Origin of the sequence: Streptomyces sp. NPDC059567, assembly GCF_042735655.1 — a bacterium.
Classification (GTDB): Bacteria; Actinomycetota; Actinomycetes; order Streptomycetales; family Streptomycetaceae; genus Streptomyces.
In genome coordinates this window covers 1-13,345 of the sequence record NZ_JBHWBS010000142.1, presented here as the reverse complement: position 1 = coordinate 13,345, position 13,345 = coordinate 1, and the positions used below count along the sequence as shown (strand labels likewise).

General features: G+C 72.9%; 15 protein-coding genes and 1 pseudogene. 10 read left to right on the top strand and 6 right to left on the bottom strand.

Annotation, left to right across the window (positions count from 1 at the left end; all coding sequences use genetic code 11):
* Positions 1-90 precede the first annotated feature (90 nt).
* A complete protein-coding gene (ilvA, locus tag ACFVZW_RS34980) occupies positions 91-1,320 on the bottom strand; it encodes a threonine ammonia-lyase (protein WP_384530244.1) in 1,230 nt (409 codons plus the stop codon).
* A 146-nt stretch (positions 1,321-1,466) separates the two neighbouring features.
* Here ilvA and ACFVZW_RS34975 point away from each other — a divergent pair, with 146 nt between their 5' ends.
* Genes ACFVZW_RS34975 through ACFVZW_RS34960 form a run of 4 tightly spaced genes read left to right on the top strand, consistent with a single transcriptional unit; the run spans position 1,467 to position 3,010 of the window.
* Entirely contained in the window at positions 1,467-1,982 is a 516-nt protein-coding gene (locus tag ACFVZW_RS34975) for a MarR family transcriptional regulator (protein WP_329116721.1), read from the top strand.
* 31 nt (positions 1,983-2,013) lie between these two features.
* Entirely contained in the window at positions 2,014-2,529 is a 516-nt protein-coding gene (locus ACFVZW_RS34970) for a sigma factor-like helix-turn-helix DNA-binding protein (protein ID WP_384530241.1), read from the top strand.
* Positions 2,526-2,777: a hypothetical protein gene (locus tag ACFVZW_RS34965; RefSeq protein WP_384530238.1), complete on the top strand. Its 252-nt coding sequence runs from the start codon at positions 2,526-2,528 to the stop codon at positions 2,775-2,777. The genes ACFVZW_RS34970 and ACFVZW_RS34965 overlap by 4 nt, the downstream gene beginning before the upstream one ends.
* 41 nt (positions 2,778-2,818) lie before the next feature.
* Entirely contained in the window at positions 2,819-3,010 is a 192-nt protein-coding gene (locus ACFVZW_RS34960) for a DUF1059 domain-containing protein (protein ID WP_384530235.1), read from the top strand.
* 197 nt (positions 3,011-3,207) lie between these two features.
* On the opposite strand, the gene ACFVZW_RS34955 is transcribed toward ACFVZW_RS34960, so the two are convergent.
* On the bottom strand, positions 3,208-4,362 hold the full coding sequence (locus ACFVZW_RS34955; protein WP_384530232.1) for a cystathionine gamma-synthase: 1,155 nt from the start codon (positions 4,360-4,362) through the stop codon (positions 3,208-3,210).
* Positions 4,363-4,515: 153 nt separating this feature from the next.
* Between ACFVZW_RS34955 and ACFVZW_RS34950 the strand changes: the two genes are divergently transcribed.
* Together ACFVZW_RS34950 and msrA are read left to right on the top strand one after the other, a co-directional pair.
* Positions 4,516-5,622: a hypothetical protein gene (locus tag ACFVZW_RS34950; RefSeq protein ID WP_384530229.1), complete on the top strand. Its 1,107-nt coding sequence runs from the start codon at positions 4,516-4,518 to the stop codon at positions 5,620-5,622.
* A 230-nt stretch (positions 5,623-5,852) separates the two neighbouring features.
* Positions 5,853-6,515 (top strand): peptide-methionine (S)-S-oxide reductase MsrA, encoded by a 663-nt coding sequence (gene msrA, locus ACFVZW_RS34945; protein WP_384530226.1) that lies wholly within the window; start codon positions 5,853-5,855, stop codon positions 6,513-6,515.
* A gap of 11 nt (positions 6,516-6,526) precedes the next feature.
* Here the strand turns inward: msrA and ACFVZW_RS34940 are convergent, their stop codons facing one another.
* The gene (locus tag ACFVZW_RS34940; protein ID WP_384530223.1) at positions 6,527-7,297 is read right to left on the bottom strand and encodes a helix-turn-helix domain-containing protein; all 771 of its coding nucleotides are present in this window, start codon (positions 7,295-7,297) and stop codon (positions 6,527-6,529) included.
* 51 nt (positions 7,298-7,348) lie between these two features.
* Here ACFVZW_RS34940 and ACFVZW_RS34935 point away from each other — a divergent pair, with 51 nt between their 5' ends.
* A complete protein-coding gene (locus ACFVZW_RS34935; RefSeq protein WP_384530220.1) occupies positions 7,349-7,777 on the top strand; it encodes a hypothetical protein in 429 nt (142 codons plus the stop codon).
* Positions 7,778-7,809: 32 nt separating this feature from the next.
* On the opposite strand, the pseudogene ACFVZW_RS34930 reads toward ACFVZW_RS34935, so the two are convergent.
* A pseudogene (locus ACFVZW_RS34930) lies at positions 7,810-7,998 on the bottom strand (DNA-binding response regulator); the annotation flags it as partial.
* Between the two features lie 267 nt (positions 7,999-8,265).
* On the opposite strand from ACFVZW_RS34930, the gene ACFVZW_RS34925 reads away from it, so the two are divergent.
* Entirely contained in the window at positions 8,266-8,745 is a 480-nt protein-coding gene (locus tag ACFVZW_RS34925) for a hypothetical protein (RefSeq protein WP_384530217.1), read from the top strand.
* An 86-nt stretch (positions 8,746-8,831) separates the two neighbouring features.
* Positions 8,832-10,739: an ATP-binding cassette domain-containing protein gene (locus ACFVZW_RS34920; protein ID WP_384530214.1), complete on the top strand. Its 1,908-nt coding sequence runs from the start codon at positions 8,832-8,834 to the stop codon at positions 10,737-10,739.
* On the opposite strand, the gene ACFVZW_RS34915 is transcribed toward ACFVZW_RS34920, so the two are convergent.
* Positions 10,722-11,084, bottom strand: coding sequence for a DUF1330 domain-containing protein (locus ACFVZW_RS34915; protein WP_384530211.1), 363 nt, complete (start codon positions 11,082-11,084; stop codon positions 10,722-10,724). The two genes, ACFVZW_RS34920 and ACFVZW_RS34915, sit on opposite strands and share 18 nt — an antisense overlap.
* A gap of 177 nt (positions 11,085-11,261) precedes the next feature.
* A complete protein-coding gene (locus tag ACFVZW_RS34910) occupies positions 11,262-12,314 on the bottom strand; it encodes an NAD(P)-dependent alcohol dehydrogenase (protein WP_384530208.1) in 1,053 nt (350 codons plus the stop codon).
* 129 nt (positions 12,315-12,443) lie between these two features.
* Between ACFVZW_RS34910 and ACFVZW_RS34905 the strand changes: the two genes are divergently transcribed.
* The gene (locus tag ACFVZW_RS34905) at positions 12,444-13,304 is read left to right on the top strand and encodes a helix-turn-helix domain-containing protein (RefSeq protein ID WP_384530205.1); all 861 of its coding nucleotides are present in this window, start codon (positions 12,444-12,446) and stop codon (positions 13,302-13,304) included.
* Positions 13,305-13,345: the final 41 nt, after the last annotated feature.

Here is a 13,345-nt window from a genome sequence, read left to right as displayed (position 1 = left end):
AACAGCTCATCGCCACCTGGACCGGCACCTGCCCCACCTGCCGACAGATCGTCCCATGGCAGCCCTACGACACCACCTAACAAAGCACTACTAGGCCAGCACCACGTACCCCGCGTCGCGCAGCGCGGCCTCGACCTCCTCGCAGTGCTCCGGCCCCTTGGTCTCCAGGTGCAGCTCCACCTCCGCCTCTGTCAGCCCGAGGCGCGGATCGGTCCGTACATGGCTCACGTCGAGCACGTTCGCGTCCACCACCGTCAGCACCGCGAGGAGCGTCGCCAGCGCGCCCGGCCGGTCCGTCACCCGCAGCCGCAGGCTCAGGTAGCGGCCCCCGGCCGCCATGCCGTGGCGCAGGATCCGCTGCATCAGCAGCGGGTCCACGTTCCCGCCGGACAGGACCGCGACCACCGGCCCCGCGAACGACTTCGGATCGCTCAGCAGCGCCGCGACCGGGCTCGCGCCGGCCGGCTCGACCACGAGTTTCGCCCGCTCCAGGCAGAGCAACAGGGCCGAGGAGAGCGCGTCCTCGGAGACCGTACGGATCTCGTCGACGTACTCCTGGACGATCGCGAACGGCACGTCGCCCGGGCGCCCCACCTTGATCCCGTCCGCCATCGTCACCGGCGACTCGATCGCCACCGGATGCCCGGCGGTCAGCGACGGCGGATACGCGGCCGCGCCCTCCGCCTGCACCCCGATCACCTTCACGTCGGGGCGTACGGACTTCACCGCGAGCCCGATGCCGGCCACCAGCCCACCGCCGCCGACCCCGACCAGGATCGTGCGGACCTCCGGGCACTGCTCCAGGATCTCCAGGCCGACCGTGCCCTGCCCGGCGATGATGTCCGGGTGGTCGAAGGGGTGGATGAAGACCGCTCCCGTCTCCGCCGCGTACTCCTCCGCCGCCGCCAGCGTCTCGTCCACGACATGGCCGTGCAGCCGCACGTCGGCGCCGTACTCGCGGGTCGCCGCGACCTTCGGCAGCGGGGCGCCGACCGGCATGAAGACCGTGGAGTGCACCCCGAGGAGCGCGGAGGCCAGCGCGACGCCCTGCGCGTGGTTGCCCGCCGAGGCGGCGACCACCCCGGCCGCCCGCTGCTCGGGCCGCAGCCCGGCGATCCGTACGTACGCGCCCCGCAGCTTGAACGAACCCGTTCGTTGAAGGTTCTCGCACTTGAGGTGGACAGGCGCCCCCACCAGCGAGGACAGATACCGACTGCCCTCCATGGCGGTCACTCTGGCCACCCCGGAGAGCATCTTCTGCGCCCCGCGCACATCGTCGAGGATCAGATGGTGCAAGGGGTCTGGCCTACGGAAGCTCATGACAGCAAGTCTCGCAGCTCACGGGCCCCGTGGCCGCCCGGGCCGCCCGCACGCAGCGGGTTTGCGCAGCGCAGGTACGGACCCTCGAAGGTCCGCGTACTCTGTCCCCCACCAACCGACCACCGCACGAGAGAGCCCCCACAGCCATGCCCACATCTCAGGACATGACGACTGAGCTTGACCCCGGTCTCCTCGATGCCCTCCAGCACCAGGTGGCCGTCTTCGCCCGCCGGGCCGAACAGACCCGCCTCGGCGGCACCGGGCAGCTCCGCAACTCGATGGACCGCGCCGCCTATCTGCTCCTGAACAGGCTCGACCAGGAAGGCCCGATGGGCGTCAAGGCGCTCGCGGCGGGCATGGGCATCGACTCGTCCACCGTCACCCGCCAGGTCGCCCCGCTCGTCGACACCGGCCTGGTCAAGCGCACCTCGCACCCCGAGGACGGGCGTGCGGTCGTGCTCCAGCTCTCGCCGCGCGGGCTGGCCCGCCTGGAGGAGGTCCGCGCCTCCCGCCGCGAGTTGATGGCGCAGGTGACGGACGGCTGGACGGCGGACGAGCGCGAGTCGTTCTGCACGCTGCTCACCCGCTTCAACTCGGCTCTGTCCGCCCGCCAGTCGGGCCTGCCGCCCGCCGCCGACACGGAGTCCTCCGCGACCTCTTGACCCGGGCAGCGCCCTGTCCTCATATGAGGACGTGCGAGATCGACAGGTCGGCCCAGGGGGCGGCCAGGGAGGCGAACAGCACCACCGCACCCGGCAGTTCGAGGCGTTCGTGGCGGGGGCGGCGGGGCGGCTGCTGCATGCCGCGACGCTGCTCACCGCCGAGACCCGCGCCCGCAACCCGCGCGCCCAGGCGCTGCTGACGGCCTCCCTCGCGCACACGTACGCCCACTGGGACCGGCTGCGCGGCGAGGATCCGTACAACCGCACCCGCGCCGACCTCGCCGCCCGCTTCGCCCGTACCTCCTGGCGGCACCACCGCGGCCGGGGCGGAGTCCTCTCCGCGCTCACCCCGCAGGAACGTCTCGTCCTGGTGCTCCGGCTGTACGAAGGGGTGGCCGAGGAGCAGACCGCGGCCCTCCTCGGGCTGCCCGAGGAACGGGTCCGGGCCGTCTGCGCCCGCGCCGTCTCCGCCCTGCGGGACCGACGGGACCGGCCCGCCGGGCCTGATCGTGATCGGCGTGATCGGCCGGGGGAGGTCGCCTCGTGACCCGGCACGAACGCAAGGAGGACGAGGTCCGGCGGCTGCTCGAGAGCACCCATCCGCAGGTCCCCCGCGACCTGGCCGCGCGGGCCGTCGAGCGCGGGACCCGGCTGCTGCACCGCGACCGGGCCGTGCGCCGGGCGCTGTGGGTGCTCCTGGCCGCGGCCGTGCTGGCCTTCGCGGTGTGGGCGTCGGTGGCCGAGCCCTGGCACGTACCCCCGTCGGAGACCACGCCACCGCTCGAAGGCTGGTGACGACGGCCCTAGCCTGGAAGGAGGAGACCCAGGAGGCCGTCATGACCAGGAAAGTCGCCGACTGCCGCAAGACGCCCAGCGTGATGGGCTGCACGCTCACCATCACCGGCGAGGAAGAGGAAGTCGTACGGGCCGCGGCCGAGCACGCGATCTCGGTGCACGGTCACACCGACAGCATCGATCTGCGCACGATGATCCGCGAATCGCTCGAGGACGAGAAGGTCCCGGCCTGACCGGGCGCCCTCGTCGAGAGCGCCCGGCCGGCCATACCGACCGGGGGTGTCCGCCCTGGCCAGGCGCCTGGCGCCTGGCCCAGCGGCCCGGTGCCTGGCCCAGCGGCCCGGTGCCTAGCCCAGCGGCCCCGGTGCCTAGCCCAGCGGCCCCGGTGCCTAGCCCGGCGGCCCCGGTGCCTGGCCCGGCGGCCCGGTGCCTAGCCCAGCGCCTGGCGCAGGTCCGCCAGCAGGTCGTCCACGTTCTCGATACCCACCGAGAGCCGGACCAGGTCCGCCGGGACCTCCAGGGCCGAGCCCGCGACGCTCGCGTGCGTCATCCGGCCCGGGTGCTCGATCAGCGACTCCACGCCGCCCAGGGACTCACCCAGCGTGAACAGCTTGGCGCGGTTGCAGACCTCGACAGCCGCCTCCTCGCCACCCGCGACGCGGAAGGAGATCATCCCGCCGAACGCCTTCATCTGCTTGGCGGCGATCTCGTGCCCCGGGTGCTCCGGCAGCCCCGGGTACAGGACCTGGGTCACCTTCGGGTGCTGGGTCAGCATCTCCACGACCTTGCCGGCGTTTTCGCTGTGCCGGTCCATGCGGACGGCGAGCGTCTTGATGCCGCGCAGCACGATCCACGAGTCGAACGGACCGGCCACCGCGCCCATCGCGTTCTGGTGGTAGGCCAGTTCCTCGCCGAGCGCCTCGTCGGCCGTCACCAGCGCGCCGCCGACGACGTCGGAGTGGCCGCCCATGTACTTCGTCAGCGAGTGCACCACGACGTCCGCGCCGAGCGAGAGCGGCTGCTGGAGGTAGGGCGAGGCGAAGGTGTTGTCGACGACCAGCTTCGCGCCCGCCGTGCGGGCCACGTCCGCGACCGCCGCGATGTCGGTGATGCCGAGCAGCGGGTTCGACGGGGTCTCGACCCAGATCACCTTCGTACGGTCGTTGACCGCGGCGCGCACGGCCTCGACGTCGGAGGTGTCGGCGACGGAGAAGTCCACGCCCCAGCGCTGGACGACCTTGGCGAAGAGCCGGAAGGTGCCGCCGTAGGCGTCGTTGGGGATGACCACGTGGTCGCCGGGGGCCAGCAGGGTCCGCAGCAGGCAGTCCTCGGCCGCGAGCCCGGAGGCGAAGGCGAGACCGCGCCGGCCGCCCTCCAGAGCGGCGAGGTTCTCCTCGAGGGCGGTACGGGTCGGGTTGGCGCTGCGGCTGTACTCGTAACCGCCGCGGAGCCCACCGACGCCGTCCTGCTTGTAGGTGGACACCTGATAGATGGGCGGGACGACCGCGCCGGTCAGCGGGTCGGCCGTGTTGCCCGCGTGGATGGCGCGGGTCTCGAAGCTCTGGTGCGTGTGCTCGTCGCTCATGAGGCAGGAGCGTAGTCCTGAGCACGGTCCACCGCCGCCGACGTCTCACCGGGTGTCTCATACCGTGGCCCGCTCCGGGGGCGACTGCCCCGGGCCCGCCGCGGCTCGTCCCGGGGCTCACGAGTCGCCCGGGCCGTCCTGGACAATGGACCCATGGAGATTCTCTGGTTCCTGCTCGCGATGGGCCTGCTGTTCGCGGTCCTCGCTCCGTATCTGCGGCGCCGCCGCGCCGTCGGAATCCATCAGGTGGCACCCGGCGCGCCGGACGCCGCGGACCCCGAGGCGTACGGCTTCGCACGCCAGGAGCAGCAGGACGTACGGATGCCGGGCCCTGACACCGACCTGCTCGACGTCCTCGACGTGGTCCAGGCGACCCAGGACTGGCGGGCGGCCGCGCAGCTCCTCGCCGGAACGGAGAAGGAGGGCGAGGTCCGCTGGCAGCGCGTCCAGGCGTTCGCGGGCGCGGCCTCCCTGGAGCTCCAGCAGAAGCCCGGCGTCGGAGGCGCGTGGCTGCGCGCCTGGCGCGCCGACTCGCCCAAGGACCCGGGCGGGGCCGCCGTACACGCAGAGTTCCTGGTGCAGCAGGCCTGGCGCTCCTCTGCGGCCGGCACCGACGACTTCCGGATCATCCTCGAAGAGGCGAAGAAGGTGAGCGAGGAGGCGGCGCTGCTCGCCCCCGGCGACCCCGTCCCGTACATCGTGCGGCTCGCCGTCGCCCGCGGACTCGGCTACAGCCACGAGGAGTTCGACCAGGTCTGGGCGAAGATCATCGACCGCGCCCCGCAGCACATGGGGGCACATCTGGCCGCCCTGCACTACTGGTGCGAGAAGTGGCACGGCTCGCGCGAGGACGCCGACCGTTTCGCCACGGCGGCCGCGGCCCGCGCCCCGCGGGGCTCGCTGCTCGCCGCGCTGCCGCTGTTCGCGGTGTACGAGCACCTGCCCGAGATCGTCATCGTCCAGGACTTCTACCGGACCGAGGTGGTCAGGAAGGCGATGGAGGGCGCGCTGTACGCCGTCCAATCCGCCCGCCCCGACGACCCGATGCTCGCGCACGTCCGTCATCTGCTGGTGCTCTTCCTGGTCCGCGCCGAGCGCTGGTCCGAGGCTATGCACCAGCTCGTCCACGTGGACGGCCACGTCGGCGCACTGCCGTGGACGCTGAGCGAGGACCCGGCCGCGGAGTACACCGTGTACCGGAACCTGGCGGTGGCGGGCTACGAGGCGAACGGCGGAAGCCCGGCGACGCTGCCGCACTGACGCGGCGGTCCCTACGGGAGGGCCTTCGGTACGGGGAGCCGTACGGGCAGGGCATCGGACGGCTCCCGTGGCGCTGCAGCGCGGAACCGGCCTCGTACTGCTGCGCGTGGCGCGAGAGGGCGGTCAGCGGCGCCCGCCGCTGAAAGGCGTCGGAGCGCGCCGGGGCCCGGGGGGAATCCCTCCCGGGCCCCGGGCGTTGTGGGTAACGCCGACCGTCGAGGAGAAGCCGCATGTTCCTGTCACGCACCCCCGTCCTCCCCACGCCCGAGCAGGCGCTGAAGGGCCGCCCGGAGCCCGAGTTCACGGTGCCCGAGCGCCACACCGTCCTCGGCAACCCGCTGCTCGGCCCGTACCCCGAAGGTCTTGAGGTCGCCGACTTCGCCCTCGGCTGTTTCTGGGGCGCCGAGCGCAAGTTCTGGCAGACCGAGGGCGTCTGGACGACGCTCGTCGGCTACCAGGGCGGGATCACACCGAACCCGGCCTACGAGGAGGTCTGCTCGGGCCTCACCGGACACACCGAGGCCGTCCGGGTCGTCTTCGACCCGTCGAAGGTCTCGTACGAGCAGCTGCTCAAGCTCTTCTGGGAGTCCCACGACCCGACCCAGGGCTTCCGCCAGGGCAACGACGTCGGCACCCAGTACCGCTCGGCGATCTACACCCACTCCCCCGCCCAGGCGGCGGCGGTGGACGCTTCCCGCGCCGCGTACCAGCAGGTCCTGACGGGCTCCGGCTACGGCACGATCACCACGGAGATCCTCCCGGCGGAGGGCCGCACGTTCTTCCCCGCCGAGGGATACCACCAGCAGTACCTGGACAAGAACCCGGCGGGCTACTGCGGCATCGGCGGTACGGGAGTGTCCTGCCCGATCGGAGTGGCGAAGGCCGACGGCTGACGTCGCACCCGTCATCCGACCCGTCGGCTGAACAGCAGGATCGCCGAGCCCGGGGCGTCCGGGGTGTGGAGCATCGACACCGTGTGGGGGCCCGCCGGGGTGAAGTGGGCCGTGCGGGAGGTGAAGGAGGCCACCGAGCGGCAGCTCCACCAGTGGGCGAGGTCGGGGCGTTCGGTGGCGAGGAGGCTGGTCAGGGTGCGGAGGGCCGGGTCCTGGGGGCGGGCGTCCGCGCGGGTGCGGACGTGGCGGTAGAGGTCCATGGCCAGCGGCTCCCAGTCCGGCAGCAGCCGCTGGTGATCCGGGTCGGTCGCGAGGAGCAGCAGCAGGTTGCGGCGGTCCGGCGGGACCGCCGCCGGATCCGGCCACAGCCGGGTGTACGCGGTGTTCCAGGCGGTCAGGGACAGGGCGCCGTCCAGGAGGACGGCCGGGCGGTCCGGCCAGCTGTCCAGCAACGGGCGCGCCGCCATGGGGTCTTCCGCGGGCTCCGGCGGGGCGAAGCCCGCGAGCCGCAGGACGTGGTGATGGGCGTCGGGGTCGAGGCGCAGGGTGCGGCTGACGGCGTCCAGGACCTCGCGGGAGGTGTCGACCCGCCCCTGTTCCAGCCATGTGTACCAGGCGACGCCGCCCCCCGACAGCGCGGCCACCTCCTCGCGGCGCAGGCCCGGAGTGCGGCGGCGGGATGTGGCCGGCAGGCCGACGTCGGCGGGTGCGACGCGCTCGCGGTGGGCGCGCAGGAAGGTGCCCAGTTCGCGGCGGAGCGCGAGCCTGTGAGTGTCGGTCACAGCATGAACACCCTTCTGGTTCGGCCTTCCCGGCCCGGCGAGGGTGGTGCCATGAACGCAGACACCACCGTCCTGTGGCGGGTCAACAACGACTCCTCCCGCCTGACTTCCCCGCGCGCCCTGATCCGGGTCTTCACCGGCCCGGGCACCCTGGAGGACCTCGCCGCCCGCTACGAACGCGTGCAGGGCGTCGAGCGCGACATGTGGTTCACGTACCCGGCGAAGCGGCTCGCGCTGGCCGTCGTCGGCGGGTTCCTGCTCGTCGAGGGCGAGCCGGACGCGCTGGAGCCGTTCCGGGAGGTGGACGGCACACTCCTGGTGAACGACGCGGGCGCGCACCTGGAACGGCTCACGGCCGAGGGCGCCGAGGTCCTCGACCCGCTGCACGCCGTGCCGACCGGCGCGGGGTTCACCGCCCGCCACCCCGATGGTTCGGTCGTCGAGTACGTCGAGCACCGGCCGGACCCACAGGGGCGGTGATCCTTACGGGGTCGGCGTCGCCAGGCCCGTCCGCGCGGGGTCAGCGGGTCCTGGGGCGGGGTGTGGCCGGATTCGGGGGCGAGGTGGCGCAGGAGGCGGACGGTGATCTGCGGACTGATCAGCGTGTCGCCCGCCATCGCCGCCCGTACCGCCTCGATCAGCAGCGTCGGCCCCGAGCGCTTGAGCGGGAAGCCGCAGGCGCCGTGGCGCAGGGCGGTGTGGCGGGGCATGGCGACGCACATGGGTCAGCGCTTCGGTCGCCACCCGGTGGAGGGTGGCGGCGGCCTCCCGGGAGAGCGCGCCTTCCACGCCGTCACCGATGGCGAGACGGCTCTTCGTCCCGCCCTCGTCGCCGAACCTTCGGACCAGATCGGCGAGTTCGCCGAGGCCCGGGAGGGGCGTGCGGCCGGCATCCGCCGATCCGCGCAGCAGTGAGACCGTACGGTCGATGGAGGCGAGGGCGGCGAGTCCAGGCGTGCGGCATCCCGGTGGGTTTCACCGGCGCCAACGCCATGGCCGATGTCGAGCCGGGCGGCTTCTTCTCGCTCTCCATGGTCGGACTGACCCTGTTCGCCGAGGCCCTCGGGCTCCTCGCGCTGGGGCTCGTCCAGTCCTGGGGGCAGGTGTTCCCGCGCTGGATCCCGCTGATCGGCGGGCGGCGCGTGCCGACCTCGTTCACGGTGACCCTGGCGGGGGCCGGGGCGCTCGCCCTGATCGCGATCACCACGCTCGGCGCCGTCGGCTGGAACGGCCCGGAGACCATGGGCCACCCCGAGTCCCCGAAGGGGATCGCGTACGTGGTCATGACCGCCTGCTACGTGCCCCTGCTCGCCTGGGGTCCGCTGCTCGCCGTGGCCACCGCGCACTATTGGCTGCGCCGTCGACGGGCCGCGCGGCTACACTCCATCGCATGGGTTCGTACTACTTCTTTCGCTGATTCCGGCCGCGGACACGGTCTGACCCGCTGATCCGGCGCCCTCGGGGCGCGGCAGTGGTGGTCCCGGTGTCCCTTCCTCCGGCCCGAACGAACCCCCACCATTCAGGGAAAGATCCCATGCGCGACCGCGCCCAAATGACCATGAAAGACGTCTCCAAGGCGTACGGGGACCGCTCCGTCCTCGAACAGATCTCGCTCACCGTCCGGCCCGGCGAGAAGACCGCCGTCATCGGTGAGAACGGCTCAGGCAAGTCCACGCTGCTCCGGCTCCTCGCCGGGGCGGAGGCCCCGGACACCGGGGAGGTCACCGTCCGCTTCCCCGGCGGGACCGCCCACCTCGCCCAGACGCTCGCCGAGTCCTTCGGCATCGGCCCCGAGCACACCGTGCGGGACACCGTCGACGCCGCACTCGCCGAACTCCGTGCGATGGAGCGGGAGATGCGGGCCGCCGAGGAGACGCTCGGCTCCGCGACGGCCGAGGAGCTCGCCGCGTACGGGGAGCTGGCGGCCCGGTACGAGGAGCGGGGTGGGTACGAGGCCGACGCCCGGGTCGACGCCGCGCTGCACGGCCTCGGCCTCGGGCACGTCGCGTACGAGCGCCGCGTCGGCACCCTGTCGGGCGGTGAGCAGTCCCGGCTCGCCCTCGCCTGCGTCCTCGCCTCGGGCGCCGAACTGCTGCTGCTCGACGAGCCGACGAACCATCTCGACCGGTCGGCCGCCGGCTGGTTGGAGGAGCGGCTGCGGACCCACCGGGGCACGGTGGTGGCCGTCACCCACGACCGGGCGTTCCTGGAGGGGATGGCGACGGCGATCCTGGAGGTCGACCGCGACACCCGTGGGGTGACCCGGTACGGCGACGGCTGGTCCGGCTACCGCGCGGCGAAGGCCGCCGACCGGCGCCGCCGTGTGCGGGAGCACGAGGAGTGGCGGGAGGAGCTGGCCCGTACGGAGGAGCTGGTCGCCGCGGCCGGGCAGCGGCTCGCGGTCTCCGGCAAGGACCCGCGCCAGGGCTTCGGCAAGCACCGCCGCTCCCACGAGAACAAGCTGTCGGGCCAGGTCAGGTCGGCCCGGGTACGACTGGAGCAGCTGCGACGGACACCGGTACCGGCCCCGCCGGAGCCGCTGCGGTTCACGGCCCGGCTGACGACGACGGGCCCAGGCGCCACGTCCGGGGCGGGGGCCGGGGCCGGCGCCACGTCCGGGGCGGGGGCCGGGGCCGGCGCCACGTCCGGGGCGGGGGCCGGGATCGCGTCCGGATCCGACACCGCGTCCGGATCCGACATCGGGTCCAGGTCCGACACCGGGTCCGGCATGGCGTCCGGGTCCGGCACCGCGTCCGGCACCGCGTCCGGATCCGGCATCGGGTCCAGGTCCGACACCGGGTCCGGCACGGCGTCCGGGTCCGGGCTGCATCGCGGGCCGGGGCCGGGCGACGGCGTCGGCCGGGGAGACGGCGTGCTCGCCGAGCTCGCCGACATCGTCGTCGGGGAGCGGCTGCGGATCGACAAGCTGCGGATCTCGCCCGGCGACCGGCTGCTCGTCTCCGGGCCCAACGGGGCCGGGAAGACGACCCTGTTGCGGGTTCTCGCAGGGGATCTGCGGCCCGACAGCGGCACGGTCGTGCGGCAGGGCCGGGTCGGGTACCTGGCCCAGGAGCTGCCCGCCGTGCCGTCCCGGGAGCCGCTGCTCACGGCGTACGCGGCGGGCCGCCCCGGACCGCCCGAGGAGCACGCGGACGAGCTGCTCGCCCTCGGGCTCTTCCGGGAGGAGGACCTGACCGTGCCGGTGGCCGCGCTGTCGGTGGGCCAGCAGCGGCGGCTGGAGCTCGCCCGGCTGGTGAGCCGGCCGGCGGACCTGCTCGTCCTGGACGAGCCGACCAACCATGTGGCGCTCTCGCTGGTGGAGGACCTGGAGGCGGCCCTGGCCGCGTTCGAGGGGGCCGTGGTCGCGGTCTCCCACGACCACCGCTTCCGCTCCGGCTTCGGCGGCACCCCGCTCGAACTGCTCTCAGGCCGCGCCTCCTGACGCGGCCGCCGCCCGCAGCACCGCGCCCGTCGCCGCCGGGTCGTAGCCGGGGGCGACGCCGTCGATCAGGAGCACGTCGCCCGGGATGTGGCGGGTGCGCAGCGGGATCAGCTCCTGATAGGCGGAGGAGTCGTACCAGCCGCGCGCCTGGTCCATCGAGGGGAAGCCGATCATGACCAGGGCTCCGGGCCACTCGCCCTCCCGGACCTCCCGCTCGGGGGCTCCGTGCACGAGGAAGCGGCCGCCGAAGGGGTCCAGCGTCGCCTGGATGCGCTCGATGTAGGTGAAGACCTCCTCGTCGAGGACGGTCGGGGGATTCAGGTTCGCGAGGGCGTAAGCGGTCATGACGCAAGCGTGCCGGGGCACGGCGGCGAGGTCGATTACCTCGCACGTCATGCCCCGGCATGCACGCCCGGGCCCGGCAGCTCCCGGAACCCGGCACGCACGCCCGGAAGCAGGAACCCGGCACGCCGCCCGGAACCCGGAACCCGGAACCGCTCGCGGGCCGGGTCCCGGGAGCGGTCAGATCGTCGACGCGTCGATCACGAAGCGGTACCGCACATCGCTCGCCAGCACCCGCTCGTACGCCTCGTTGATCTCGTCCGCGCGGATGAGCTCGATCTCCGCGCCCAGGCCGTGCTCCGCGCAGAAGTCGAGCATCTCCTGCGTCTCGGCGATGCCGCCGATCATCGAGCCCGCGAGCGTCTTGCGGCCGCCGATCAGCGAGAAGAGGTTGAGCGCGATCGGCTCCTCCGGCGCGCCGACGTTCACCAGCGCGCCGTCCGTCTTGACCAGGCTCAGATAGGCGCCGAAGTCGATCGGCGCCGAGACGGTGGAGATGATCAGGTCGAAGGAGCCGGCGAGCGTGGAGAAGGTCTCCGGGTCGCTGGTCGCGTAGTAGTGGTCGGCGCCCAGCTTGAGGCCGTCCTCCTGCTTCTTCAGCGACTGGCTGAGCACCGTCACCTCGGCGCCGAGCGCGTGGGCGATCTTGACGCCCATGTGGCCGAGGCCGCCGAGGCCGACGATCGCGACCTTCTTGCCGGGGCCGGCCTTCCAGTGCGCGAGCGGCGAGTAGAGGGTGATGCCGGCGCAGAGCAGCGGAGCGGCCTCGTCGAGGGCGATGCCCTCGGGGATGCGCAGGGTGTAGTTCTCGTCGACGACGATGTGGGTCGAGTAGCCGCCGTACGTGGGCTCGCCGTTCTTGTCGAGGGCGTTGTACGTGCCGGTGCCACCCTTGACGCAGTACTGCTCCAGGCCCTGGAGGCAGTACGCGCACTCCCGGCATGAGTCGACGAAGCAGCCGACCCCGACGCGGTCGCCGACCTTGTGCTTGGTGACCCCGGTGCCGACCTCGGTGACGATGCCGGCGATCTCGTGTCCGGGCACCATCGGGAAGATGCCCTCGCCCCAGCCGTCACGGGCCTGGTGGATGTCGGAGTGGCAGATGCCGGCGTACTTGATCTCGATCAGGACGTCGTGCTCGCCGACCGGGCGGCGCGGCACGGTGGTGCGCTCCAGCGGGGCGTTGGCGGCGGGCGCGGCGTAGGCGGATACGGCGGAAGCGTTCGTGGTCATGGCGACCAGCCTGCCGGGGTGCCGGTCTTCCACCCAGCCCTCTGTTCTGCCTACGACCAGCGTGCCTACCACTGGCAGGGACAGGAACACCCGTCCGTCCGGGCCTACGACCTGGGATAATCGGGACGCATGGATCTCAGTGCCGAACTCAGCGAATTCCTGCGCTCGCGCCGGGCCCGGCTGAAGCCGGAGGACGTGGGCCTGCCGGAGTTCGGGCGCCATCGTCGCGTACCGGGGCTGCGCCGGGAGGAGCTGGCGCAGCTGGCCGGGGTGTCGGTGGCGTACTACACGCGTCTCGAGCAGGGCAACGGCCGAAATGTGTCCATGGAGGTGCTGGACGCGATCGCGCGGGCGCTGCGGCTGAACGACTCCGAGCGCGCGCATCTGACGCATCTGGCGAAGCCGACGGCGAAGAAGAAGCAGCACCGGGCGGCGATCGCCCGCCCCCAGCAGGTGCGGCCGGGTCTTCGGCATCTGCTGGACTCGATGGACGGCGTCCCGGCGATCCTCGTCGGCCGGCGGCTCGACATCCTCGCCTGGAACCGGATGGCCCGGGCGCTGCTCGGCGACTTCGCGGCGATGGAGCCGGAGGAGCGCAACATGGCCCGGCTGGTCTTCCTCGGCCCCAACGCGCGTGATCTCTATCTGGACTGGGAGTCCAAGGCGACCGAGGTGGTGAGCGTGCTGCGGCTGTACGCGGGCTGCTACCCGGACGATCCGGCGCTGCTCGCGCTGGTCGGCGAGCTGTCGGTGCGGAGCGAGGAGTTCCGCTCGCTGTGGGCGGCGCACACCGTCGCGGACAAGGGGCACGGAAGCAAGCGGCTGCGGCATCCGCTGGTGGGCGAGATGACGCTGCAGTACGAGTCGCTGAAGATCTCCGGCGCGGACCCGGACCTGGTCCTGGTGACCTACCAGGCGGAGCCCGGGACGGCCTCGGCGGACGCGCTGCGGCTGCTCGCGCAGTGGGGCGTGGAGGAAGTCGTACGGTAGTCGCGAGCCGTGACGAAAGCGGCGGCCCCCTCCGGGTGGAG

Bases quoted from the DNA above. Each gene is read 5' to 3' on its own strand.
- ilvA (WP_384530244.1), bottom strand. From the start codon at position 1,320: ATGAGCTTCCGTAGGCCAGACCCCTTGCACCATCTGATCCTCGACGAT.
- ACFVZW_RS34975 (WP_329116721.1), top strand. From the start codon at position 1,467: ATGCCCACATCTCAGGACATGACGACTGAGCTTGACCCCGGTCTCCTC.
- ACFVZW_RS34960 (WP_384530235.1), top strand. From the start codon at position 2,819: ATGACCAGGAAAGTCGCCGACTGCCGCAAGACGCCCAGCGTGATGGGC.
- ACFVZW_RS34955 (WP_384530232.1), bottom strand. From the start codon at position 4,362: ATGAGCGACGAGCACACGCACCAGAGCTTCGAGACCCGCGCCATCCAC.
- ACFVZW_RS34950 (WP_384530229.1), top strand. From the start codon at position 4,516: ATGGAGATTCTCTGGTTCCTGCTCGCGATGGGCCTGCTGTTCGCGGTC.
- msrA (WP_384530226.1), top strand. From the start codon at position 5,853: ATGTTCCTGTCACGCACCCCCGTCCTCCCCACGCCCGAGCAGGCGCTG.
- ACFVZW_RS34935 (WP_384530220.1), top strand. From the start codon at position 7,349: ATGAACGCAGACACCACCGTCCTGTGGCGGGTCAACAACGACTCCTCC.
- ACFVZW_RS34920 (WP_384530214.1), top strand. From the start codon at position 8,832: ATGCGCGACCGCGCCCAAATGACCATGAAAGACGTCTCCAAGGCGTAC.
- ACFVZW_RS34915 (WP_384530211.1), bottom strand. From the start codon at position 11,084: ATGACCGCTTACGCCCTCGCGAACCTGAATCCCCCGACCGTCCTCGAC.
- ACFVZW_RS34910 (WP_384530208.1), bottom strand. From the start codon at position 12,314: ATGACCACGAACGCTTCCGCCGTATCCGCCTACGCCGCGCCCGCCGCC.
- ACFVZW_RS34905 (WP_384530205.1), top strand. From the start codon at position 12,444: ATGGATCTCAGTGCCGAACTCAGCGAATTCCTGCGCTCGCGCCGGGCC.